This window comes from Streptomyces sp. NPDC091387, assembly GCF_044756945.1.
In the GTDB taxonomy this organism is placed as follows: domain Bacteria; phylum Actinomycetota; class Actinomycetes; order Streptomycetales; family Streptomycetaceae; genus Streptomyces.
Genome location: NZ_JBIVTZ010000001.1, coordinates 365,124 through 387,140 on the forward strand (window position 1 = coordinate 365,124; position 22,017 = coordinate 387,140).

21 protein-coding genes and 2 pseudogenes are annotated in these 22,017 nt (G+C 71.0%); 11 read left to right on the top strand and 12 right to left on the bottom strand.

The genetic code is table 11. The features are described 5' to 3' along the window. The first annotated feature begins 45 nt into the window (after nucleotides 1–45). On the top strand, nucleotides 46–780 hold the full coding sequence (locus ACIQM0_RS01840) for a vancomycin high temperature exclusion protein (protein ID WP_401282426.1): 735 nt from the start codon (nucleotides 46–48) through the stop codon (nucleotides 778–780). 10 nt (nucleotides 781–790) lie between these two features. On the opposite strand, the gene cutA is transcribed toward ACIQM0_RS01840, so the two are convergent. Together cutA and ACIQM0_RS01850 are read right to left on the bottom strand one after the other, a co-directional pair. Next, nucleotides 791–1,204, bottom strand: coding sequence for a divalent-cation tolerance protein CutA (gene cutA, locus ACIQM0_RS01845; protein WP_401282428.1), 414 nt, complete (start codon nucleotides 1,202–1,204; stop codon nucleotides 791–793). 27 nt (nucleotides 1,205–1,231) lie between these two features. Beyond that, entirely contained in the window at nucleotides 1,232–1,876 is a 645-nt protein-coding gene (locus ACIQM0_RS01850; protein WP_401282431.1) for an NADPH-dependent FMN reductase, read from the bottom strand. 87 nt (nucleotides 1,877–1,963) lie between these two features. Here ACIQM0_RS01850 and ACIQM0_RS01855 point away from each other — a divergent pair, with 87 nt between their 5' ends. From ACIQM0_RS01855 to ACIQM0_RS01870, 4 genes are all read left to right on the top strand, one after another. After that, nucleotides 1,964–2,764 (top strand): aminotransferase class IV, encoded by an 801-nt coding sequence (locus ACIQM0_RS01855; RefSeq protein ID WP_401282434.1) that lies wholly within the window; start codon nucleotides 1,964–1,966, stop codon nucleotides 2,762–2,764. 116 nt (nucleotides 2,765–2,880) lie between these two features. Further along, nucleotides 2,881–3,366, top strand: a complete 486-nt coding sequence (locus tag ACIQM0_RS01860; RefSeq protein ID WP_401283366.1) for a DUF5990 family protein — start codon at nucleotides 2,881–2,883, stop codon at nucleotides 3,364–3,366. A 557-nt stretch (nucleotides 3,367–3,923) separates the two neighbouring features. Next, nucleotides 3,924–4,814 (top strand): hypothetical protein, encoded by an 891-nt coding sequence (locus ACIQM0_RS01865; protein ID WP_401282437.1) that lies wholly within the window; start codon nucleotides 3,924–3,926, stop codon nucleotides 4,812–4,814. Nucleotides 4,815–4,914: 100 nt separating this feature from the next. After that, nucleotides 4,915–5,538 (top strand): class F sortase, encoded by a 624-nt coding sequence (locus ACIQM0_RS01870; protein ID WP_401282440.1) that lies wholly within the window; start codon nucleotides 4,915–4,917, stop codon nucleotides 5,536–5,538. A 49-nt stretch (nucleotides 5,539–5,587) separates the two neighbouring features. On the opposite strand, the gene ACIQM0_RS01875 is transcribed toward ACIQM0_RS01870, so the two are convergent. Continuing rightward, entirely contained in the window at nucleotides 5,588–6,376 is a 789-nt protein-coding gene (locus ACIQM0_RS01875) for a sulfite exporter TauE/SafE family protein (RefSeq protein WP_401282443.1), read from the bottom strand. Between the two features lie 332 nt (nucleotides 6,377–6,708). On the opposite strand from ACIQM0_RS01875, the gene ACIQM0_RS01880 reads away from it, so the two are divergent. Further along, nucleotides 6,709–7,638 carry an oxidoreductase gene (locus ACIQM0_RS01880; RefSeq protein ID WP_401282446.1) on the top strand — a complete coding sequence of 310 codons (930 nt, stop codon included), beginning with the start codon at nucleotides 6,709–6,711 and terminating at the stop codon, nucleotides 7,636–7,638. Between the two features lie 58 nt (nucleotides 7,639–7,696). On the opposite strand, the gene ACIQM0_RS01885 is transcribed toward ACIQM0_RS01880, so the two are convergent. The 5 genes and pseudogenes from ACIQM0_RS01885 to ACIQM0_RS01905 all read right to left on the bottom strand — a co-directional run. Continuing rightward, nucleotides 7,697–8,107, bottom strand: coding sequence for a VOC family protein (locus ACIQM0_RS01885; RefSeq protein WP_401282448.1), 411 nt, complete (start codon nucleotides 8,105–8,107; stop codon nucleotides 7,697–7,699). A 183-nt stretch (nucleotides 8,108–8,290) separates the two neighbouring features. Then, nucleotides 8,291–9,310, bottom strand: a complete 1,020-nt coding sequence (locus ACIQM0_RS01890) for an ArsR/SmtB family transcription factor (protein ID WP_401282451.1) — start codon at nucleotides 9,308–9,310, stop codon at nucleotides 8,291–8,293. Nucleotides 9,311–9,762: 452 nt separating this feature from the next. Beyond that, nucleotides 9,763–12,510: a pyruvate, phosphate dikinase gene (ppdK, locus tag ACIQM0_RS01895; protein WP_401282454.1), complete on the bottom strand. Its 2,748-nt coding sequence runs from the start codon at nucleotides 12,508–12,510 to the stop codon at nucleotides 9,763–9,765. 340 nt (nucleotides 12,511–12,850) lie between these two features. Beyond that, nucleotides 12,851–13,633: an HAD family hydrolase gene (locus ACIQM0_RS01900; RefSeq protein ID WP_401282457.1), complete on the bottom strand. Its 783-nt coding sequence runs from the start codon at nucleotides 13,631–13,633 to the stop codon at nucleotides 12,851–12,853. Nucleotides 13,634–13,736: 103 nt separating this feature from the next. Continuing rightward, nucleotides 13,737–14,009, bottom strand: a pseudogene (locus tag ACIQM0_RS01905) (ABC transporter permease); the annotation flags it as partial. Here ACIQM0_RS01905 and ACIQM0_RS01910 point away from each other — a divergent pair. Beyond that, nucleotides 14,006–14,503: pseudogene (locus ACIQM0_RS01910) on the top strand (GntR family transcriptional regulator); the annotation flags it as partial. The pseudogenes ACIQM0_RS01905 and ACIQM0_RS01910 overlap by 4 nt on opposite strands. A 69-nt stretch (nucleotides 14,504–14,572) precedes the next feature. Here the strand turns inward: ACIQM0_RS01910 and dusB are convergent. Further along, nucleotides 14,573–15,721 carry a tRNA dihydrouridine synthase DusB gene (gene dusB / locus ACIQM0_RS01915; RefSeq protein WP_401282460.1) on the bottom strand — a complete coding sequence of 383 codons (1,149 nt, stop codon included), beginning with the start codon at nucleotides 15,719–15,721 and terminating at the stop codon, nucleotides 14,573–14,575. Between the two features lie 88 nt (nucleotides 15,722–15,809). On the opposite strand from dusB, the gene ACIQM0_RS01920 reads away from it, so the two are divergent. Then, entirely contained in the window at nucleotides 15,810–17,378 is a 1,569-nt protein-coding gene (locus tag ACIQM0_RS01920) for an MFS transporter (protein ID WP_401282462.1), read from the top strand. 78 nt (nucleotides 17,379–17,456) lie between these two features. Continuing rightward, nucleotides 17,457–17,684, top strand: a complete 228-nt coding sequence (locus ACIQM0_RS01925; RefSeq protein WP_401282465.1) for a hypothetical protein — start codon at nucleotides 17,457–17,459, stop codon at nucleotides 17,682–17,684. Nucleotides 17,685–17,821: 137 nt separating this feature from the next. On the opposite strand, the gene ACIQM0_RS01930 is transcribed toward ACIQM0_RS01925, so the two are convergent. Continuing rightward, the gene (locus tag ACIQM0_RS01930) at nucleotides 17,822–18,064 is read right to left on the bottom strand and encodes a DUF6243 family protein (protein ID WP_401282468.1); all 243 of its coding nucleotides are present in this window, start codon (nucleotides 18,062–18,064) and stop codon (nucleotides 17,822–17,824) included. A gap of 335 nt (nucleotides 18,065–18,399) precedes the next feature. Here ACIQM0_RS01930 and ACIQM0_RS01935 point away from each other — a divergent pair, with 335 nt between their 5' ends. Continuing rightward, nucleotides 18,400–19,413: an aldo/keto reductase gene (locus tag ACIQM0_RS01935; protein ID WP_401282471.1), complete on the top strand. Its 1,014-nt coding sequence runs from the start codon at nucleotides 18,400–18,402 to the stop codon at nucleotides 19,411–19,413. 146 nt (nucleotides 19,414–19,559) lie between these two features. Further along, nucleotides 19,560–20,144, top strand: coding sequence for a TetR/AcrR family transcriptional regulator (locus ACIQM0_RS01940; RefSeq protein ID WP_401282474.1), 585 nt, complete (start codon nucleotides 19,560–19,562; stop codon nucleotides 20,142–20,144). A gap of 78 nt (nucleotides 20,145–20,222) precedes the next feature. Here ACIQM0_RS01940 and ACIQM0_RS01945 read toward each other — a convergent pair whose 3' ends face one another. Further along, nucleotides 20,223–20,429: a hypothetical protein gene (locus ACIQM0_RS01945; RefSeq protein ID WP_123470842.1), complete on the bottom strand. Its 207-nt coding sequence runs from the start codon at nucleotides 20,427–20,429 to the stop codon at nucleotides 20,223–20,225. A 91-nt stretch (nucleotides 20,430–20,520) separates the two neighbouring features. Next, on the bottom strand, nucleotides 20,521–21,903 hold the full coding sequence (locus tag ACIQM0_RS01950; RefSeq protein WP_363030822.1) for a glycine--tRNA ligase: 1,383 nt from the start codon (nucleotides 21,901–21,903) through the stop codon (nucleotides 20,521–20,523). Nucleotides 21,904–22,017: the final 114 nt, after the last annotated feature.

Sequence of the window (22,017 nt, forward strand, 5' to 3'; positions counted from 1 at the left end):
ACAGTTCGGCACGGCACAGGGCAAAGACAGGAACGAGGGGCTCTCATGCGGCTGAAGCGGCGGGGTGCAGGGGTGGGCCGGGGCCGGCTGAGGAGAACGGCGGCCCGGCTGCGGCCCCGGCTGCCACGGACCAGGCAGGGGCGGCGCCGGGCCGTGCAGGGGGTGATGGTCGCCTGTGTGCTGGGCCTGGCACCCGCCACCTGGATGCACTCGGTGGCCGACGCCCGGGTCAGGACGACGGCGGACGTGCCCGCGCGGCAGGTCGCCGTGGTGTTCGGTGCGGGGCTGTGGGACGGGAAGCCGTCCCCGTATCTCGCGAACCGGCTGCGGGCGGCGGCCGAGCTGTACCGGGCGAAGAAGGTGAAGGTCGTGCTGGTGACCGGTGACAACAGCCGGGTGGAGTACGACGAGCCGGACGCGATGCGCACGTTCCTGGTCGAGCACGGGGTGCCGGACAGCAGGATCGTCAGCGACTACGCCGGCTTCGACACCTGGGACTCGTGCGTGCGGGCCAGGAAGGTCTTCGGGGTGGAGCGGGCCGTGCTGGTGACCCAGGGCTTCCACATCCGGCGGGCGATCGCCCTGTGCCGGGCGGCGGGGATCGACGTGTACGGCGTCGGGGTCGACGCCACACACGATGCGACCTGGTACTACGGCGGGACGCGGGAGCTCGCCGCGTCGGGGAAGGCGGCCCTGGAGGCGCTGTTCAGGCCCGACCCGCACTTCCTGGGCCCCCGGGAGCCCGGTGTGGAATCGGCCCTCGCGGCGGAGGGACGGTGAGCGCGCCTCCTCACGGGAGCCGGGGCCCCGGGCTCCCTCCCGAGGTGGCCGGTGCGGTCTCCGCCGGCACCCGGCCGAGGTAGCCGGCGCTGCCCCGTACCACCGGGATCGCGATGATCTCCGGGGTGTCGTAGCCGTGCGCCTCCTGGAGACGGGCCTCCAGTTCGTCGTACCGCTCGGCCGTCGTCTTGAGGAGCAGCTGCCACTCCTCCGTGGTCTCGATGGCGTTCTGCCACCGGTAGACCGCGAGGACGGGCGCGGAGATCTGTACGCAGGCGGCGAGCCGCGCCTCCACCACGCCCTGCGCCGGCAGCCGGGCCTTCTCCTCGCTGTCCGTCGTGGTCAGCACGGTCAGCCATGCGGGCGAAGGTCGCCTTCGGCCTCCTCTTCGGGGTCCTCGGATCCGGCAGCGGTCCTCCTCCATTGCGGGGGCCGGAGCCGCTGCCGTCGGTCAACCACCGTACGGCCGTACCTCCTTCGCGTCCCGCAGCGCCCGGCCCCACCACACCAGCTGGTCGAGCAGCGACTTCGCGGCGGCGTCGGCACCGGCGGGGTCCCGGTGCCTGCCCTCGTCGTCGAAGAGCGCGCCGGCGTTGTGGAAGGAGACGGTGTCGCGGATCGAGACGGCGTGCAGTTCGGCGAAGACCTGGCGCAGGTGCTCGACGGCGCGCAGCCCGCCGGAGACCCCGCCGTAGGAGACGAAGGCGACGGGTTTGGCCTGCCATTCGGCGTGGTGCCAGTCGATGAGGTTCTTGAGCGGGGCCGGGTAGGAGTGGTTGTACTCGGGCGTGATGACGACGAAGGCGTCGGCCGCCGCCAGCCGGCCCGCGACCTCGGCCAGCCGGTCCGCCGTCTCGGGTGCGGGGCGGTACGAGTGCACGGTCGGGAGGTCGAGTCCGGCGACATCGACCAGGTCGGTCACGACGGCGGGGTGGCCGTCGGTGCGGGAGAGGAACCAGTCGGCGACGACGGGGGCGAAGCGGCCCTCGCGGTTGCTGGCGAGAATGACGGCGACCTTCAGAGGGGCCTCGCCGGACGAGGTGGCGGAGATGGTCGCTGTGGCGGTGGCTGTGGAGTCAGCGGTGTTGAGGTCCATGCGAAGAGGCTCACGCCTCAACCATGGTTGAGGTCAAGCGCCGGGCATCCGACCCCCCGCCGCGCGTGTCGGCATACCGTGGAACGCATGACGACTCCAGCAGCCGCACCGGTCCCGTACGCCGAGTTCGACGGACATCCGGCCACCGAGGACGACCTGCGGACGGCCGCCTTCTTCGACTACGGCCATTTCACCGCCATGCAGGTCAGGGGTTGCCGGGTGCGCGGCCTCGGGCTGCACCTGGACCGGCTGGACAGCGCGAACCGGGCGATCTTCGAACTCCCGCTGGACGGCGGGCGGGTGCGCGAGCTGATCCGGCACGCGCTCCAGGGTGCGGGGGCCGTCGACGGCTCGGTGCGGGTGCACGGATTCCTGCCGCCGGGCGCCACCGGGACGACGGTCATGGTCACGGTGCGCGCCCCTGCGCGGATGTCCACGGAGCCGAGGAGCATGATGTCCGTCCCGTATGCCCGCGCCGTGCCGCACCTCAAGCGTCCCGGCGAGTTCGGCCAGACGTACTACGGGAATCTCGCCTCCCGCGCGGGCTACGACGATGCGGTGCTGACCCTGCCGGACGGCTCGGTGACCGAGGGGGCGTTCACCAACATCGGTTTCTGGGACGGCGATTCGGTCGTCTGGCCACAGGCGCCCGCGCTGCTCGGTACCACCATGGCGCTGCTGGAACAGGAGTTCCCCGGCGCGGGGGTCCGGTCGCGGCGGAGTCCGGTGACGCTGGACGGGCTGAGGGCCTACCGGTCGGCGTTCGTCACCAACTCGCAGGGCATCGCACCGGTCCGGCGGATCGATGACACCGCGTTCACGGTGGACGCGGAGCTGATGGAGCGGCTGGACGCGGCCTACGGGAAGGCATCCTGGGACACCGTCTGAGACCTCCGGCCCCGGTGGGCGGGAGGCGTCTCGGCGGGCCCGGCCGGTCGGGGGCGGGGCCCCGAGAGGGGACCATGGAGCGCATGGAGATCCCCACCGAAGGCCCGCAGTCGCGCATGCAGATCCACATCGAGGGCTCACGCCTGCCCGGCCGCTCCTGCGGGCCCGGCGGCGACTTCGCCGGCCACGAGAACATCCACGTGGGCGTGCAGCGCAAGGACCAGCCGGGCGAACTCCTCGGGCCGCATCCGGGTGACGCCGCGTCCGCCTCCTGGACGCTGGACTGCACCGCCACCGTCGTTGCCGCCTCCGCCTCCACGGACGGTGCGGGCGGTGTCGAGATCAGCGGGCCGTACGTGCAGGACAGGCTCGGCGGGCGCTTCGTCTACCTGTCATGGGGGACGGTCGACGAGAACGGCCTCTTCTCGATGTTCCGGCGGGCCAAGCTGATGTTCGCCGACATCGGGGCGGACGTCCTCGAAGCGGCCGCACACTCCGGGCACCTCACGGCGCGGCTGCCGCTCTCCGACGGCAAGGGCCAGCCACTCTGCGCGCGGGTCCGGCCGCCGGTCGTCGAGTGGTCCGCCGCCGCTCCGGACTAGGGCCTGTATGGGGTTGTCACGCGGAAGGAGGAGCGGGGCTGGGTGCGTGCGGTCGCAAGGCGCAGAAACGCTCTTGTAGCGGAGCTACCAGGGCGTTTCGGCAACGCTGCGAGCGTGCGTGCCCAGCCCCGTGACGCCGCGGGACAACCCCATACAGGCCCTAAGGCCTGCCGTCTCCTGAAACGGTGCCGCGGACGCGGAGCCGCCCTCATCGGGCCCAGGGGGGGTGGGTCCGATGAGGGCGACGGCCGGAGGCGGCGAGTGGACGCCGTCCCGTGGGGGGTGTGATGCGTGTGCCCCCCGACCACAAGGTCATGCGTGTGACGTGCGCCACATCCGCCTCGGGCGTCGTCACCCGATCGGCACCGGCCCCCGCAGAGTGCCACCCGTCCCCCACCACCAGCACCCTGACCTGCACGCATTCCGCGTGGCAAGGAGGCTGCGCCGGTCCGAACGGGTGACAGCTGACTTGGTGTCAGCAGGCGTGGGCGGCCCCCCGGCCGTTAGCTCGGAGCCAGGACACACCCGCCAGCGCCCCTTGCTCGGAGGAACCCCCCATGCGCAGTCCTGCTCGCCTCGTGACCGGCACCGCTGCCGCGGCCCTCGCCGCCGCCGCGCTCGGCCTCTGCACCGCCGCCCCGTCGGCGTACGGGGACGAACTGGGCCCGCTGGAGATCACCCCGGCGAGCGCGGCTCCGGGAACCACGGTCACCGTGAACACCACCGCCTGCGGGAGCGACACCGGCGCGACCGGTGACGCGAGCTCCCTGGAGGCGTCCCGCTTCGCGCTGGCACCGGCCACCCTCAAGGAGGTGCTGGCCGGTTCGTTCCGGGTGCCGGGCAACGTCGAGCCCGGCCCGTACAGCATCGACGTGGCCTGCGAGAACGGCAAGGAGGCCACCGGCGAGATCGAGGTGAAGGCCGCCGGCACCGCGGGCAAGGACAGCGCGGACCCGGCCGGCACCGCCGGCACGGACGCCACCGCCACCGCCGGCACGGACAGGGCTCCGGACGGCTCCGGGAGGGACTCCCCCGCGGACACCGACGATGCCTCGGCCTACGACGCCTCGGGTGACGACGCGTCGGACTACGGCTCCTCGGGGCTCGACGAGGCCGAGGCCGCCGGTTCCGCCCTCGTGCCGGACTCCCCGGTGTCCCCGGGCCGCGGCACCTCCAGCGAGCGGCCGAGCCCGTCCGGGCACGAGAGTTCCGCCGCGCGCGAGAACTCCTCGGCGCACGACAGCTCGTCGGACCAGGAGACCCCCTCCGGCCACCGTTCCTCGGCCGCACCCACCGCCCCCACGGGGCACGTGAGGACCGGTGTCGGCGGCAGCGTCGGACCGGACACCACCCAGATCGCGGCGGGCGCCGGCGTTCTCGCCGCGACCGCCGTCGGCGGAGCCTGGCTCCTGCGTCGCCGGGCGAGCGGCACGCAGGACGACAGCTGACGGAGACTTCCACCTCTCCGTACCGCCTGGTTTCCGTCCCGGTGGCCCAGCGCCACCGGGACGGGACCGCACATCCCTCTTCGTCACCCGGAGGACGACCGTGTCCCAGAAGGCCAAGGGCTGGCTGCTCGTCGTCGCGGCGCTGGCCGGTGTCTGGCTGATCCGGAACGGCGCGGACACCCGGCTGACCCCGCCGGGCCCGGCCTCCGCCGAGGCCTTCGCCGCCGGACCGGAACTGCTGCCGGGATCGCCGGTCGCCGAACCGCTGCGGCCCTCGGCCCCCGTCCGCATCCGGATCCCCAGCATCCGGGTGGACGCCCCGATGATGCGGCTCGGGCTCGGGCCGGACGGCAGCCTCGACGTGCCTCCGGCCGGGAACACCGACATCGTCGGCTGGTACAGGGACGGCACCCCACCGGGCGCCAAGGGCAGTGCGATCGTCGCCGGCCATGTCGACAACGCCCAGGGCCCGTCCGTCTTCTACAACCTGGGCACGCTGAAGAAGGGCAGCACCGTCGAGGTGCTCCGGCAGGACGGCCGCACCGCCGTCTTCGCGCTCGACGGCATCGAGGTCTACGACAGCGAGGACTTCCCCGACAAGCGGGTGTACGGGTCCTCGGAACACGCCTCGCTGCGGCTGATCACGTGTGGCGGCGGGTTCTCCAAGTCGACGGGGTACGAGGGCAACGTGGTGGCGTACGCACACCTCACCTCAGTGCGCTGACGTCAGCGCCCGGACGCCTGGCGGGACTTCGCGGACAGGCCCGACGCACTCACCCGTTCCACTGGTCGAAGGCGAGCTTCGCGACCAGCGAGAACACCACGACGAGCAGCACCCCGCGGACGAACTCGCTGCCCCTGCTCAGCGCCATCCGCGCCCCGACCAGGCCGCCCGCCAGATTGAACACCGCCATCAGAGCAGCGAGCTGCCACATCACGTTGCCCTGGTACGCGAACATCGCCAGCGCGCCGCCGTTGGTGCAGACATTGACGATCTTCGCGTTGGCGGAGGCCGTCACCAGATCGAGGTGGAGCACCGCGGTCAGCGCCAGCACCAGGAAGGTGCCGGTCCCCGGTCCGAACAGCCCGTCGTACAGGCCGATGCCGCCGCCCACCAGGACGATCGCGGTGACGGTGCGGGCCCGGGTGACCCGGGGTGCCGTGCCGTCCTCGGGCGCCCTGCCGAACCGGGGCCGCAGCATGACGAACCCCGCGACCGCCAGCAGCACCACCATGATCACCGGGCGCAGGACCTCGCTGCTGATCCCGGCGGCGAAGAAGGCACCGGTCATCGATCCGGCCAGCGCCGCGAGACCGATCCGCAGCGCGGTGCCGACCTTCACCGGCGCCTTGCGCGCGTAGGCGACGGCGGCGCCGGACGTGCCGACGATGGCGACGGCCTTGTTGGTGCCGAGGATGTGCGCGGCGGGGACGTGCGGCAGCCCCAGCAGCAGTGCGGGCAGCAGGAGCAGTCCGCCGCCGCCGACCACCGCGTCGATCCAGCCGGCCGCTCCCGCGGCGAGGCACAGCACGACGAGGGTGGTCAGGGTTATGTCAGGCATGATCGCGACCCTAAGGAAACGGCACGTGTCGCGTCCAACCGTCCTGCCGCCCCGGCGGAAGAGTTGAGCGAACCCCGAGCCTGCCGTGGGCCACTGGCTCCTACCCGTTCGTCCCGCAGGGCTGGTCCGCGGCAGGGACGCCGGACGCCCACCCGTACGGCACGCTGTTCGGAGGGCGGCCGTTCATCGTCTCCCCCTGCCGAAGCAGCGCTTCGACCTGGCGACGGGTGCCTGCCCGGACGAAGACGGGGGCACCGTTGCGGTCTTCGAGGTCCGCGCGGACCGAGCAGCACGTTTCCGGCCATGGGGCCGTCCGGTCGTACGCTTGATCCATGAACCGGCGCCGGTACGCGAGTGACCTTCCCGACCAGAGCGGCCGCACGGCCGTGGTGACGGGAGCCAACAGCGGTATCGGGCTGATCACCGCACGGGAGCTGGCCCGACGCGGTGCCCGGGTACTGCTCGCCTGCCGCGACGAGCGGCGCGGCAAGGAGGCGGCGGCCCGCATCCGCGGTGCGGTGCCGGACGCGGACGTGGAGTTCGCCGCGCTGGATCTGGCCGATCTGTCGTCGGTACGGGAGTTCGCCGCGGCCTACACCCCGGACCGGCTCGATCTGCTGATCAACAACGCCGGTGTGATGGCCCTTCCGTACGGGAGGACCGCCGACGGTTTCGAGACCCAGTTCGGCGTCAACCACCTCGGGCACTTCGCCCTCACCGGGCTGCTGCTGCCGAAGCTGCTCGACACCCCGGGCGCGCGGGTGGTGAGCGTGTCCAGCGCTCTGCACGCCCTGTCCGACATCGACATGGGCGATCTCAACAGTGAGCGGAACTACCGCCGCTGGATCGCCTACGGCCGCTCGAAGACGGCCAACCTGCTGTTCGTCCACGAGCTGGCCCGGCGGACCGCCGCCATCGGCAGCGGGCTGGTGGCCGCCGCCGCGCACCCGGGCTACGCGTCGACCAACCTGGCGACGGCGGGCGTCCGGATGGAGAACCGCAGGGCGGCGGAGCGGGTCATCGAGTTCGGCAACCGGATCATCGCCCAGCCCGCGTCCGCGGGCGCCCTGCCCAGCCTGTACGCGGCCACCGCGCCCGGCGTGCGGCCTGACTCGTTCACCGGTCCGCGGCTGCTGGGCTGGCGCGGTGCGCCGGCGCCGTCCCGGCGGGCGGGCTGGACGCTCAACGATGTGGCGAGCGAACGGCTGTGGGTGGCGTCGGAGCAGCTGACCGGGGTCACCTTCGCGGGCCTCGGGGTCTGATTCCCCGGGGCCCGCGAGCCCGGCCTGAGTCAAACGAGGGGCCCTCGCCCCGGTGGGCTCAGCCCTGGCCGTCCACGGCGGCCGGGTCCATCCAGATGACCTCCCAGATGTGGTGGTCCGGGTCCTGGAAGGACCGGCCGTACATGAAGCCGAGGTCCTGGGGCTCGTTGGCGGGTGAGCCGCCGGCGGCGAGCGCCGCGTCGGCCAGCTCGTCCACCTTCTCGCGGCTCTCCGCGCTCAGCGCCAGGAGCACTTCGGTGGTCTTCGAGGCGTCCGCGATCTCCTTCTTGGTGAAGTCCTTGAAGCGCGGCTCGGCCATCAGCATGGCGAAGATCGTGTCGCTGATGACGAGACAGGCGGTGTTCTCGTCGCTGAACTGCGGGTTGAAGGAGAACCCCAGCTTCCCGAAGAAGCCCTTGGTCGTCTCCAGGTCCTTGACCGGCAGGTTCACGAAGATCATCTGAGGCATGGCCGTCTCGCTCTCTCAGTGGGCGAATTCGCTGGGCGAACGCGATGGGTGCGTTCGGTGGGCGAATCCTGTGCGTTCTCTGCGAACGCGATACGAGAGGTAGACGCCGGGGCCGCCGGAAACTCATCGGTGCCGGACGGAAAACCCGTCGGCCGTTCCCACGTCCGGCGGGCCCCGTACGGATCACGACACGGCGAGCGGCGCACCGCCCCGCAGGAGCGAGCCGCCCAGCGGAGTCAGCGTGTGCAGGACCGAGCTGCCGTGGCGCAGGGTGTGCACCAGGCCCGCTTCCCGCAGCACACAGGCGTGCTGGCTCGCCGACGCGAGGGAGACCCCGGCCCGGCGGGCGAGCTCGCTGGTCGTGCAGCCGTCACCGATGGTCCGCAGCACCGTGGAGCGGGTGTGGCCGAGGAGCCGACCGAGCCAGGGGCCCGGTTCGGCGAAGACCGGGGCGCCGGTGTGGCCGACCGGATAGACGAGCACCGGCGGCAGCATCGGGTCGCGGAGGACGACCGGGGCGCCGCGGCAGAAGAACGACGGCTGGAGGAGCAGTCCGCGGCCGTCCAGGTGCAGTTCGCGGTCGACCGGGTAATCCGCCTCCAGCACCGGCGCCCGCCAGCGGATCACCGGCGGGAGCGAGGCGAGCAGCTCGTCCGCGCCACCGTCCAGGAGCGCGCGTCCCCGGACCGCGCGGTCGGCCTCGATGCCCGCCTGGATATGCGGCCAGTACGGTTCGACCGCGGCGCGGTGGTAGCCGCGCAGCGCCCCGATGAGCCGGCCCAGCGGCTCGGAGCGCCCTTCCCGCAGCGCGTCCAGCCGTACCGGCCGGACCGCCCGCCGGGCCGTGGCGGTGCGGCCGCCGGCTGCTCCCCCGGTGCCCAGCATCGCCAGTTCGGCGCGCAGCCGCTCGGGCGGGGTGTCGCGCAGGGCCTCGGTTCCGGTGGTGAAATCCAGTGGTTCGGAACCCTCCTGAGAAGGCGTCAGGAAGTCCGGGAAATAGCCGCGCGACGGCACCACGGCGGACAGCAGATGTACTTCACCATTCAACCGCGGACGGGTTTCCGTGCGCCATTTCCCGAACACCGTGGAAGCACGCCGGTCCCTCAGCCGATGAAGACTGAGAATGGTCTCCCACAATGCGTCCGGCCCGGTGGCCATCCGCACTCTGGAAAGGTCCCATCCGGATATATGGATACGCAGCACCGAACCCCCACCTGCTTGCACCTGCAATTACCCCCGCGTAAGAGTATGCGAGTCGTCACACCACGTCACCACGGGGTTTCGGCCAGAGGTGAAACGTCTCGCCTCGCCCTGGTGTCACCCGAAAGGCTGTACGACGTCGGGTTGCGATTCCAGAGCCACCGGAAGAGCGAGTGAAGGCCGTGGGGGGTTTTGCTCGCTCGGCGGCGGTTGGCAATGGTGCGGCTCCGCACCCGGCGGGGGTAAGCCGGGTGCGGCCCATGGATGGGGATCCATGGGCCGCACCCCGGTCCGCTCCGGACCACCCGGTTCCGGTCCGGCACATCTCTTTGCGCATTAAACGAAGCAATGGAGCGCCCGGAATCATGGAAAGCGCTCACTCGCGGCCGCCGCATACGTCCCGGTGAGGGTCCGGTGAGCCGGCGACGGCCCCGGTATCCGTGACTTCCGCCGCGTCAGCGGCTGTCGCTGCCGCGCGGCTCGGCCGCCGCCCGGCCCGCCTCCAGACGGGCCACCGGGATGCGGAACGGTGAACAGGAGACGTAGTCCAGGCCCACCTCGTGGAAGAAGTGCACCGACTCCGGGTCGCCGCCGTGCTCGCCGCAGATGCCGAGCTTCAGGTCGGGACGGGTGGCCCGGCCTGCCTCGACGGCACTGCGGACCAGCGCACCGACGCCGTCCCTGTCGATCGTCTCGAACGGCGACACCCCGAAGATGCCCTTCTCCAGGTACGCGGTGAAGAACGAGGCCTCCACGTCGTCGCGGGAGAAGCCCCACACCGTCTGGGTCAGGTCGTTGGTGCCGAAGGAGAAGAACTCCGCCGCCTCGGCGATCTGACCTGCGGTCAGCGCGGCACGCGGCAGCTCGATCATCGTGCCGATCTTCAGCCTGAGGTCCGTGCCGGTGGCGGCCTGGACCTCGGCGATGACCCGGTCCGCCTCCTCGCGGACGATCTCCAGCTCCTGGACCGTGCCCACGAGCGGGATCATGATCTCCGCGCGCGGGTCGCCCTTGGCGTTCTTGCGCTCGGCGGCGGCCTCGGCGATGGCCCGTACCTGCATGGCGAACAGACCGGGGATGACAAGACCGAGCCGGACCCCGCGCAGGCCGAGCATGGGGTTCTGCTCGTGCAGCTTGTGCACGGCCTGAAGCAGGCGGAGGTCGTTCTCGTTGGCGTCCTTGCGGGACTCGGCGAGCGCCACCCGGACCGACAGTTCCGTGATGTCCGGCAGGAACTCGTGCAGCGGCGGGTCGAGCAGCCGCACGGTGACGGGCAGTCCGTCCATCGCCTCGAACAGCTCGATGAAGTCGGCCTTCTGGAGCGGCAGCAGCGCGGCCAACGCCGTCTCGCGCTCCTGGTCGGTGTCGGCCAGGATCAGCTTCTCGACCATCTCGCGGCGTTCACCGAGGAACATGTGCTCGGTGCGGCACAGCCCGATGCCCTGGGCGCCGAAGCGACGGGCCCGCAGGGCGTCCTCTGCGTTGTCCGCGTTGGCCCGCACCCGCAGCCGGCGCACCCGGTCCGCGTACGCCATGATCCGGTGCACGGCGGCGACCAGTTCGTCGGCGTCGTCGGCGCCCGCGTGCATCCGGCCCTCGAAGTACTCGACGACCGGAGACGGTACGACGGGCACCTCACCGAGGTACACCTTGCCGGTCGATCCGTCGACGGAGACGAGGTCGCCCTCCTCCACGACCGTGGTCCCGGCCGTCAGCCGGCGCCGCTTGGTGTCGACCTCGATCTCCTCGGCACCGCAGACACAGGTCTTGCCCATGCCCCGGGCGACGACGGCGGCGTGCGAGGTCTTGCCGCCGCGCGAGGTCAGAATGCCCTCGGCGGCGATCATGCCGTCGAGGTCGTCCGGGTTGGTCTCGCGGCGGATCAAGATGACCTTCTCGCCGGAACGGGACCACTTGATCGCGGTGTACGAGTCGAAGACGGCCTTGCCGACCGCCGCGCCCGGGGACGCCGCGATGCCGCGCCCGAGCAGCCGCACCTCGGCGTCGTCGTCGAAGCGCGGGAACATCAGCTGCGCCAACTGCGCGCCGTTGACCCGCTGGAGGGCCTCCGCCTCGTCGATGAGGCCCTGGTCGACGAGCTGGGTGGCGATCCGGAAGGCGGCGCCGGCGGTGCGCTTGCCGACCCGGGTCTGGAGCATCCACAGCCGGCCGCGCTCGATGGTGAACTCGATGTCGCAGAGGTCCCGGTAGTGGGTCTCCAGCGTCTCCATGATCGTGATCAGCTGGTCGTACGACTTCTTGTCGATGGACTCCAGGTCCGCGAGTACCACGGTGTTGCGGATTCCGGCGACGACGTCCTCGCCCTGCGCGTTCTGCAGGTAGTCGCCGTAGACGCCCTGGTGTCCGCTGGCCGGGTCGCGGGTGAAGGCGACGCCGGTACCGGAGTCGGGGCCGAGGTTGCCGAAGACCATGGAGCAGATGTTGACGGCCGTGCCGAGGTCGCCGGGGATGCGCTCCTGGCGGCGGTAGAGCTTGGCCCGGTCGGTGTTCCACGAGTCGAAGACGGCCTTTATGGCCAGGTCCATCTGCTCGCGCGGGTCCTGCGGGAAGTCGCGTCCGGCGTCCCGCGTGACGATCTTCTTGAACTGCTTGACCAGCTTCTTCAGGTCGGCCGCGTCGAGATCGACGTCGACGCTGACGCCCTTGGCCTCCTTCGCGGCCTCCAGGGCCTCCTCGAAGAGGTCGCCGTCGACGCCGAGGACGGTCTTGCCGAACATCTGGATGAGCCGGCGGTAGGAGTCCCACGCGAACCGCTCGTCACCGCTCTGGGTGGCGAGACCGACGACGGACGCGTCGGAGAGGCCGATGTTGAGGACCGTGTCCATCATTCCGGGCATCGAGAACTTGGCGCCGGAGCGGACGGAGACCAGCAGCGGGTCGTCGGACTGGCCGAGCTTCTTGGTCATCCGCGCCTCAAGGGCGTCGAGGTGCGCACTCACCTCGTCGCGCAGCGCGGCCGGCTCCTCCCCGCTGCCGAGGTAGACCTTGCACGCCTCGGTGGTGATGGTGAAGCCCGGAGGGACGGGGAGCCCGAGATTGGTCATCTCGGCGAGGTTGGCACCCTTCCCGCCGAGCAGGTCCTTCAGATCCTTGTTGCCCTCGGTGAAGTCATAAACGAACTTCTGACCCGCAGGCTCCCGGGACTCCGGGGTGGATACGTGGGGGTCTCTGTTTTCCGACACGGGTCTCGACTCCTCGAGGACGCGGTGGCTGCCCTGACGGCGAGGAACATACCCAGATCGAAGGTGTCTGGGTACGTCCACCTGGCCGTCTTGCTGCCGTAACCACCTGTCCGCCAGCAGATCCAAAGAATCTCTCCGGCGATCAAGCCGAGGCCTCTCCTTCAGAACGTGAAGGCGGCATGGCCAGTTCTTGAGCCTCGACACTCACATGAGCGGACCTCTTCGCATTTGAGTACACTTCCCGAAGACTGCCACCTGGCACTGAGTGCCAGGTCTTCCAGAAGTGCAGCCACCACTCATACGCTCACCTGAGCGCACCCTCGATCAAAGGTGGCGCGAATCACGCTGATGTCGGACCCCGCGTTTCAGGATCCGGACGCCTCAGGCAGTCGCTCAGCACCCCGAGGTCGACTTCCTCCAGGCTACGGGCGAACGTCCGCCCCCGCCCGGGGGCCACGGGCAGCAACGACGGGACCACCAGCACCGCGCACCCCGCCGCGTCGGCCGACGCGGTGCCGTCCGGGGAGTCCTCCACCGCGACACAGGCCGAGGGCGCGGCCGCGAACCGCTCCGCCGCCGCCCGGTACGGGTCGGGATGCGGCTTGGTCCGTACGGTGTCGTCGGCGGACAGCGTGAAGGCGAAGCCCACCCCGGCCAGCGACCCTGCCACCACCGCGTCCACCACGCTCCTCGGTGAGGCGCTGACCAGGGCGAACGGCACTCCGGCGGCTTCCACCGAGGCCAGCAGCGCGGCGGCCCCCGGGCGCAGCGGCACGCCCGCGTCAACCTTCCGGAAGAAGGAGCCGGTCAGCTCGGCGGCGGTCCGTTCGAGTGCGGCGCCACGATCCGGCTCTGCGCCGCGATCCGGCTCGGCGCCGCGATCCGGCTCGGCGCTGCCGTCCGGCTCCGCGGTCCGGTCCCGTGCGCCGGCTGCCCCGCCGGTCACCGCGATCAGATGGGCGGCGGTGTCCGCGACGGCCCGGCCGACGACCTCCGGCGCGTCGGCGTCGGTCAGCCGGTGGCCGAGTCCGGCCGCGACCTCGCGGACCGTCTCCCACCACAGCACCTCGGTGTCGACCAGGGTGCCGTCCATGTCGAAGAGGACGGCGGCGGGGGCCTTCACGCGTCCACCCGGCCGTCGGACGCCGGTGCCCCGGCTGCCGGCGCGGCCGGTGCCGTCGTCCCCCGTACGGGCACGACGAGCACCGGGCGGTGGACCGGGGTCACAGGATCACCTGCGTCCGGCTCGCCCCGCAGTTGCGGGCCGCCTCCACCAGCGTGGGTACGTCGACCGCGCGCAGCCCGGCGTCCAGCGAACGGTGCACGAACGGCAGCGCGAGCACGGTGTAGGCGAGGACCAATACCACCGGGAACGACTCGTCCTGCACCGCGAGGAACGTCTGGTAGAGCGGGGTGCGCGAGAAGTGGTCGGGCCCCCAGCGCAGCACCGTGGTGATGCCCGTGACCAGGGCGATCGGCGGCACGACCAGCGGCAGCATGCGCGATGGGGTGCGAGGTCTCCAGCCGCATCCTGACCCGCACCACGCGGACCGCGACCGCCGAGGAGGCCGAACGCCTGGACGCGGAACCGGGCAGCGACGTGCTGTACGTGCTGCGGCTGCGGTGGCTCGACGGGGAGCCGGTGATGGTCGAGCGGACCGTGTACGCGGACTGGGTGGCCCCGGCCGTCCTGGCGCTGCCGGAGGACTGCGTCTCGATCATGAACAGCATCGCGGAACGCGCCGACATCGTCGCGCACTACGGCGAGCACCTGATCGACGCGGTCGCGGCGGGCAGCGAGGACGCCCGGTTGCTGCGGGTGCGCCGGGCCAGCCCGCTGCTGCGGCAGCGGCACCTGACGTACACGGCGGCGGGCCGGGCCATCGAGTGGACGGACGACCGCTACCGGGCGGGGAGCATGGTCTTCAACGTGATGAACTCCGCGGCCGCGGCCCCGCTGGAGCGGCGGGCGGGCCTGGACGTCAAGGGCTGACGCGGGGGCCGGGGGCCGAGTCCGGGGGCCGGGGATGAGTCCGGGGGCCGGGGCCTTTTCCGTACCGCCTCAGCCGCCGGAGGTGTCCAGTTCCGCGTCGGCGCTGACGCCGGAGCAGTCGTAGGGGTCCTTCAGCCAGCCGTCCGGGAGAACCACCCGGTTGTTGCCCGAGGTGCGTCCGCGCGGGCCGTCGGCGCCGTCCGGCCACGGCTGGTCCAGCCGCAGTTCGTTCAGCTGGGAGCCCAGCTCCTCCAGCGAGGAGGTGACCGCCAGGTTCCTGCGCATCTCGGAGCCGACCGCGAAGCCCTTGAGGTACCAGGCCACGTGCTTACGGAAGTCGATCACGCCCCGGCTCTCGTCGCCGATCCACTCCCCGAGCAGCGTCGCGTGCCGCAGCATGACGTCCGCGACGGTGCGCAGGGAGGGCGTCTGCCTCGTCGCCGTACCTTCGAAGGCGCTCACCAGGTCACCGAAGAGCCAGGGGCGGCCCAGGCAGCCGCGGCCCACGACCACGCCGTCGCAGCCGGTCTCGCGCATCATCCGCAGGGCGTCGTCCGCGCACCAGATGTCGCCGTTGCCGAGGACGGGGATCTCCGGGACGTGCTCCTTGAGGCGGGCGATGGCGTCCCAGTCGGCGGTGCCGCCGTAGTGCTGGGCAGCGGTCCTGCCGTGCAGGGCCATCGCCGTGACGCCCTCCTCCACGGCGATCCGGCCGGCGTCGAGGTAGGTGAGGTGGTCGTCGTCGATGCCCTTGCGCATCTTCATGGTGACCGGCAGATCGCCCGCGTGGGAGACGGCCTGGTGGAGGATCGCGCGCAGCAGCGGCCGCTTGTACGGGAGCGCCGAGCCGCCGCCCTTGCGGGTGACCTTGGGGACCGGGCAGCCGAAGTTCAGGTCGATGTGGTCGGCGAGGTTCTCGTCGACGATCATGCGGACGGCCTTGCCGACCGTGACCGGGTCCACTCCGTACAGCTGGATGGAGCGCGGCGTCTCACTCGCGTCGAAGCGGATGAGCTGCATGGTCTTCTCGTTGCGTTCGACCAGCGCCCGCGTCGTGATCATCTCGCTGACGAACAGCCCCTTGCCGCCGGAGAACTCCCGGCACAGCGTGCGGAAGGGCGCGTTGGTGATGCCGGCCATGGGGGCGAGGACCACCGGCGGCTGCACGGTGTGCGGGCCGATGCGGAGCAGCTGGGGCGAGGGGGCGAGCGTGGTCATTCCCCCATTGTCGCGTACGCGGAGAACTGCTCCGGTGTACACGGTGGCAGCGGCGGCAGGGGTCGTTAGTTAGTCGTACTATCCATGCATGCCCGAGCTCAGCCACCGGCGACGGATGCTGGTGCTGGCGATCTGCTGCATGAGTCTGCTGATCGTCAGCCTGGACAGCACCGTCCTGAACGTCGCCCTCCCGTCCATGCGCCAGGACCTGCACGCGAGCGTCGCGGGGATGCAGTGGACGATCGACGCGTACACACTCGTCCTCGCCTCCCTTCTCATGCTCGCGGGTTCCACCGCCGACCGGATCGGCCGGCGCAAGGTCTTCAAGGCCGGGCTCGTCCTGTTCACCCTGGGCTCGGCGCTCTGCTCGATCGCGCCCAGCCTGGAGACACTGATCGTGTTCCGGATGGTGCAGGCCGTCGGCGGCTCCATGCTCACCCCGGTCGCGATGTCGATCATCACCAATACGTTCACCGAACCGCGCGAACGCGCGCGGGCGATCGGCGCCTGGGGCGGTGTCGTCGGTATCTCGATGGCCGCGGGTCCGGTGATCGGCGGCAGCCTGGTCGATTCGGTCGGCTGGCGGTCGATCTTCTGGATCAATCTGCCGGTCGGTATCGCCGCACTGCTGCTGACCTGGAAGTACGTCCCCGAGTCGCGCGCCGCGAAGGCCCGCCGCCCCGACCCGGTGGGCCAGCTGCTGGTGATCGCGCTGCTGGGCTCGCTGACGTACGCGATCATCGAGGCGCCGCAGAAGGGGTGGGCCTCCGCGGAGATCCTGCTGTTCGCCGCGGTCGCGGCGGCGTCGCTGACCGGCCTGCTGGTGTACGAACCCCGGCGCGCCGATCCGCTGATCGATCTGCGGTTCTTCCACAGCGCCCCGTTCAGCGGGGCCACCGTCATCGCGGTCAGCGCCTTCGCCGCGCTCGGCGGCTTCCTCTTCGTCAACACGCTCTACCTGCAGGACGTACGGGGGCTGAGCGCACTGGGCGCCGGTCTGTACATGCTTCCGATGGCGGCGGTGGTCTGTGTCCTGCCACCGATCTCGGGGCGTATCGTCGCCAGCCGGGGGCCACGTATCCCGCTCCTGGTCGCGGGGGTCGCGATGGCGGCGAGCGGGCTCATGTTCGCGCTGTTCGACGCGGAGACCGACAACCTGCTGATGTTCACCGGCTATGTGCTGTTCGGGCTGGGCTTCGGCTCGGTGAACGCGCCCATCACCAACACCGCCGTCTCCGGTATGCCGCGGTCCCAGGCGGGCGTTGCCGCCGCGGTCGCCTCGACCAGCCGCCAGATCGGGCAGACGCTGGGCGTCGCCGTGATCGGGGCGGTGCTGGCGGCGGGGGTGACCGGCGCCGGCTCCTCGGGCGGCATCGGGCCGGCCGACGGCTTCGTGGCGGCGAGCAAGCCCGCCTGGTGGATCATCACCGGCTGCGGGGTGTGCGTTCTGGTGGTCGGGGCGCTGAGCAGCGGGCGCTGGGCACGGGGTACCGCGCGCCGGACCGCGGAACTCCTGGAGGGGGCCGCGACGGCGCACGGGCCTTCGGCGGGAGGCTCTTCGGCCGCGGATTCGGGGACGGGTACGAGTACGGATTCGGCGACGGGCACGGGGCGCGGTCCGTCCGGTGGCCGGACGGGCGGTCGCTCAGTCAGGTAGGCAGTCGGGGCGAGACCGGTGCCCTGTCCGCCCCGCACAACCGCACCAGAAGTAGAAACGACCACCAAAGAGGGCGAGATGGCACTGCCGCCGTCCACGCAGGAAGCCGTCGCCCTGGACTACGCCGCGGACATCACCTGCGGCGCGACGATCCTGTGCCGCAAGCGGAAAGACCTCCACGGCCGGAGCATGATGATCAACAACGGCCACCCGCAGTGGATCGAGAACTGGTTCCTCGCCACCAGGTACACCGGTTCAACACGTCGCATCCGGAGCAGGCCAGGAAACGTAGCGCCCGAGCGGTAACGGCGGTGGCCCGGCACACCTGAGGTGTTCCGGGCCACCGGTCATACGTGTCGTGCAAACGGGTCACCGGTCTCACGTGTCATGCGGCCGGGCCACCGGTCGTACGTGTCATGCGACCTGACCCCCACGAACGAGCGTCAGCTCTGCGCCGGGGTGCCCTGCTCTGCGGCGTCCTGCGCCGGGGCGTCCTGCTCGGCGGCGTCGTCCGCGGGCGCGGGGTGGCCGGCACGCTCCCGCATCTTGCGCAGCAGCTCCTGCTTCTGCTCGGCCGCAGTCTTCCGGTCGGCGTCGCGCTCGGGACCTGCGCCCTGCTGCTCGGCGCGGGACAGCTTCTTCCGCTGTCCGCCGACGCCGAGAAGGTTGTTACGGCTCTTGGCCACGGGGTTCTCCCATTCGTGGTGAAAGTGAGGTCTGAAACGACCCTGGATCGATCCGGTGGGCGGCGGGTGGTCGGACCCGCCGCGCACTCACTCGTAGATCTGGAAGAACGAAGACATGCCGGAACGGTACCGCGCCCGGGGCGGGCGCAGCACCGGATTTCCGCCCGGCCGGATCACCCCGAAGAGGGAACATGGGCTGACAGATATTGAAATCTGTCATCACGTATGCCAAGGTCGATATGCGCGCACAACGCCCTGCCCTTCTCTCCTGTCCCCCTCCACGCCACCTCCGTCTTCTCCCCCTCCGCCCTCCTCCACCACCCGGGAGTTTCCTCATGACCGCCCTCCGCACCCACGCCCTCGGCTCCACCGGCCCACAGGTCTCCGCGCTCGGCCTCGGCTGCATGGGGATGTCCGCGCTGTACGGCGAGACGGACCGCGCCGAGTCGGTCGCCACCATTCATGCCGCGCTCGAAGCCGGTATCAACCTGCTCGACACCGGCGACTTCTACGGCATGGGACACAACGAGCTGCTGATCAACGAGGCCCTGCGCACCGCCCCCGCCGCCGCCCGGGAACAGGCCCTGACCAGTGTGAAGTTCGGCGCGCTGCGGACCGTCGAGGGCGGCTTCAACGGCTACGACGGCCGCCCGGCAGCGGTCAAGAACTTCGCGGCCTACTCACTCCAGCGGCTGGGCCTCGACCACATCGACATCTACCGGATCGCCCGCCTCGACCCCGACGTCCCGATCGAGGAGACCGTCGGCGCCATCGCCGAGCTGGTCGAGGCCGGACACGTCCGCCACATCGGCCTCTCCGAAGTCGGCGCGGAGAACATCCGGCGGGCAGCGTCCGTCGCCCCGATCTCCGATCTGCAGATCGAGTACTCGCTGCTCTCCCGGTCCATCGAGGCGGAGATCCTGCCCGTCTGCCGCGAGCTGGGCATCGGCGTCACGGCGTACGGGGTGCTCTCCCGCGGGCTGATCAGCGGCCACTTCGCCCGCGACCGCGAGCTGACCGCCGGTGACTTCCGGACCATGAGCCCCCGCTTCCAGGACGAGAACCTCCAGCACAACCTCGACCTGGTCGACGCGCTCCGCAAGATCGCGGAGCGGAAGGGCGTCACGGTCGCGCAGATCGCCATCGCCTGGGTCCTCGCCCAGGGGGAGGACATCGTGCCGCTGGTCGGCGCCCGCAGGCGTGACCGGCTGGCCGAGGCCCTCGGCTCCCTGGACGTGGAGCTGACCGCGTCCGACCTCGCCGCGATCGAGGAGGCGGTCCCGGCCGGAGCGGCGGCGGGCGCCCGCTACCCCGACAGCCAGATGGCCCACCTGGACAGCGAGCGCTGACCTCCGGGTACGGTCAGCAGGGTTCGGCGGCACCGCCGGCAAGCCGCACGTGAGACCCCGCCCGGCGGCCGGTCCCGAAACACCGCCCGAAGCGGCCCGCAGCCGCCCGAAGCCGCTCGACGCCCCCGAAAGGCAGCACACCCGCGATGACGCCGCCCGACCCGCTGACTCCCGAGCGCATCCTCGAAGCCACCGAGGACGTGCTGCGCCGCTACGGCCCCGCCAAGGCGACCGTGGTCGACGTGGCCCGGGTGCTCGGCGTCAGCCACGGCAGCGTGTACCGCCACTTCCGCACGAAGGCCGCCCTCCGCGAGGCCGTGACCGGTCGCTGGCTGACGCGCACGGAGCTCGCGCTCACCGAGATCCTGCACGCCTCGGCCCAGCCGGCCCCGGAGAGGCTGCGGCAGTGGCTGGAGGCGCTGTTCGAGGCCAAGCGGCACAAGGCGGGTGACGATCCGGAGCTGTTCGCCACCTATGAGGTGCTGACGGGCGAGAGCACCGTGGTCGAGGAGCACATCCGCGAACTGGTGGGCCAGCTGCGGGAGATGATCGAGGAAGGGGCGGCCGACGGGCAGTTCGCCGTGGACGACCCCGCGGCGGCCGCGCAGGCGGTCTTCGACGCGACGGCGCGGTTCCACGACCCGGCGTATGCCGCCGAGTGGCGGAAACCCGCCATCGTCGCCGAGTTCACCGCCGTCTCGGACCTGCTGCTGCGCGGCCTGCGCGCCTGAGGGCGGGCGTCGACGGTGGTTTCGGCCGCGGCTTCGGCTGTGACCTCGGCTGCGACGTCGACTCGACTGGGCCGTCGGCTACGTCGCCGTGGGGTCGACCGTCGCCTGGTGTGCCTCGGCGAGATGTTCCTCGGCCTTGAGCCAGGGCAGGAACTGCGCCCCCTTGCGCCAGTCGCAGGTGTCGCAGCTCAACTGCCGCTGCATCCCCGACTTCCTCACGTGGACTATGTGTTCACGGCCGTGCTGGTCCCATCTGCTGACCTTGCTCGTGGTCATGGACGGCATCCGAGCCTCCTGTGGACGATTGTGCCCAGTGTGCACGAGGCCCCCGGTTCCGTTCGGGGAACCGGGGGCCTCGTGCAGCGGATGCGGCGGATCAGCAGCCGAGCAGCCGCGCGCCGAGGTACGCCTGGATCTGGTCCAGCGAGACGCGCTCCTGCTTCATCGTGTCGCGCTCGCGCACCGTCACCGCGTTGTCGTCGAGGGTGTCGAAGTCGACGGTGACGCAGAACGGCGTACCGATCTCGTCCTGACGACGGTAACGGCGGCCGATGGCCCCCGCGTCGTCGAACTCGATGTTCCAGTTCTGCCGCAGGTCGGCCGCGAGGCCCTTGGCCTTCGGCGAGAGCTGCGGGTTGCGGGACAGCGGCAGGACCGCGACCTTGACCGGCGCCAGGCGCGGGTCGAGGCGCATCACGGTGCGCTTCTCCATGACGCCCTTGGCGTTGGGCGCCTCGTCCTCGATGTAGGCGTCCAGCAGGAAGGCCAGGACCGAGCGGCCGACACCGGCCGCCGGCTCGATGACGTAGGGGGTCCAGCGCTCGCCGGCCTCCTGGTCGAAGAAGGACAGGTCGGTGCCCGAGGCCTTGGAGTGTGCCTTCAGGTCGTAGTCCGTGCGGTTGGCGACGCCCTCCAGCTCGCCCCACTCGCTGCCGCCGAAGCGGAAGCGGTACTCGATGTCAGCGGTGCGCTTGGAGTAGTGGGAGAGCTTCTCCGCCGGGTGCTCGAACCAGCGCATGTTCTCCTCGCGGAGGCCCAGGCCGGTGTACCAGTTCCAGCGCTGCTCCATCCAGTACTCCTGCCACTGCTCGTCCTCGCCCGGCTTGACGAAGAACTCCATCTCCATCTGCTCGAACTCGCGGGTGCGGAAGATGAAGTTGCCCGGAGTGATCTCGTTCCGGAAGGACTTGCCCATCTGCGCGATGCCGAACGGCGGCTTCTTGCGCGAGGTCTGCTGCACCTGGCCGAAGTTGGTGAAGATGCCCTGGGCGGTCTCGGGGCGCAGGTAGGCGACCGAGCCGGAGTCCTGGGTCGGGCCGAGGTGCGTGGAGAGCAGGCCGGAGAACTCCTTGGGCTCGGTGAAGGTGCCCTTGTTGCCGCAGTTGGGGCAGTTGAGGTCGGCGAGGCCGTTGACCGGCGGCTTGCCGTGCTTCTCCTCGTACGCCTCCTCCAGGTGGTCCGCGCGGTAGCGCTTGTGGCAGGAGGTGCACTCGGTCAGCGGGTCGGAGAACGTGGCGACGTGGCCCGAGGCCACCCACACCTCGGGGGCCAGGATGACCGACGAGTCGAGTCCGACCACGTCCTCGCGCGAAGTGACCATGTAGCGCCACCACTGGCGCTTGAGGTTCTCCTTGAGCTCAACGCCCAGCGGCCCGTAGTCCCAGGCGGCGCGCTGACCACCGTAGATCTCACTGGAGGGGAAAACGAAGCCACGGCGCTTGCTCAGGCTGACGATGGAGTCGATCTTGTCGGCGGCCACGGTGCTCTCTTCATTACGACGACGAAATTGGACAGGGCCTGCGCGAAGCGCCTCAGTGGGGGGTGGTGGTCAGGAGACGGGTGCGCGGATGCCTCAGATTACCGGCGGGCACGC

Excerpts from the sequence above, each read along its gene's own strand:
- ACIQM0_RS01840 (WP_401282426.1), top strand. The coding sequence starts at position 46 with ATGCGGCTGAAGCGGCGGGGTGCAGGGGTGGGCCGGGGCCGGCTGAGG.
- cutA (WP_401282428.1), bottom strand. The coding sequence starts at position 1,204 with ATGGAGGAGGACCGCTGCCGGATCCGAGGACCCCGAAGAGGAGGCCGA.
- ACIQM0_RS01850 (WP_401282431.1), bottom strand. The coding sequence starts at position 1,876 with ATGGACCTCAACACCGCTGACTCCACAGCCACCGCCACAGCGACCATC.
- ACIQM0_RS01855 (WP_401282434.1), top strand. The coding sequence starts at position 1,964 with ATGACGACTCCAGCAGCCGCACCGGTCCCGTACGCCGAGTTCGACGGA.
- ACIQM0_RS01860 (WP_401283366.1), top strand. The coding sequence starts at position 2,881 with ATGCAGATCCACATCGAGGGCTCACGCCTGCCCGGCCGCTCCTGCGGG.
- ACIQM0_RS01865 (WP_401282437.1), top strand. The coding sequence starts at position 3,924 with ATGCGCAGTCCTGCTCGCCTCGTGACCGGCACCGCTGCCGCGGCCCTC.
- ACIQM0_RS01875 (WP_401282443.1), bottom strand. The coding sequence starts at position 6,376 with ATGCCTGACATAACCCTGACCACCCTCGTCGTGCTGTGCCTCGCCGCG.
- ACIQM0_RS01880 (WP_401282446.1), top strand. The coding sequence starts at position 6,709 with ATGAACCGGCGCCGGTACGCGAGTGACCTTCCCGACCAGAGCGGCCGC.
- ACIQM0_RS01885 (WP_401282448.1), bottom strand. The coding sequence starts at position 8,107 with ATGCCTCAGATGATCTTCGTGAACCTGCCGGTCAAGGACCTGGAGACG.
- dusB (WP_401282460.1), bottom strand. The coding sequence starts at position 15,721 with ATGACCACGCTCGCCCCCTCGCCCCAGCTGCTCCGCATCGGCCCGCAC.
- ACIQM0_RS01920 (WP_401282462.1), top strand. The coding sequence starts at position 15,810 with ATGCCCGAGCTCAGCCACCGGCGACGGATGCTGGTGCTGGCGATCTGC.
- ACIQM0_RS01925 (WP_401282465.1), top strand. The coding sequence starts at position 17,457 with ATGGCACTGCCGCCGTCCACGCAGGAAGCCGTCGCCCTGGACTACGCC.
- ACIQM0_RS01935 (WP_401282471.1), top strand. The coding sequence starts at position 18,400 with ATGACCGCCCTCCGCACCCACGCCCTCGGCTCCACCGGCCCACAGGTC.
- ACIQM0_RS01940 (WP_401282474.1), top strand. The coding sequence starts at position 19,560 with ATGACGCCGCCCGACCCGCTGACTCCCGAGCGCATCCTCGAAGCCACC.
- ACIQM0_RS01945 (WP_123470842.1), bottom strand. The coding sequence starts at position 20,429 with ATGCCGTCCATGACCACGAGCAAGGTCAGCAGATGGGACCAGCACGGC.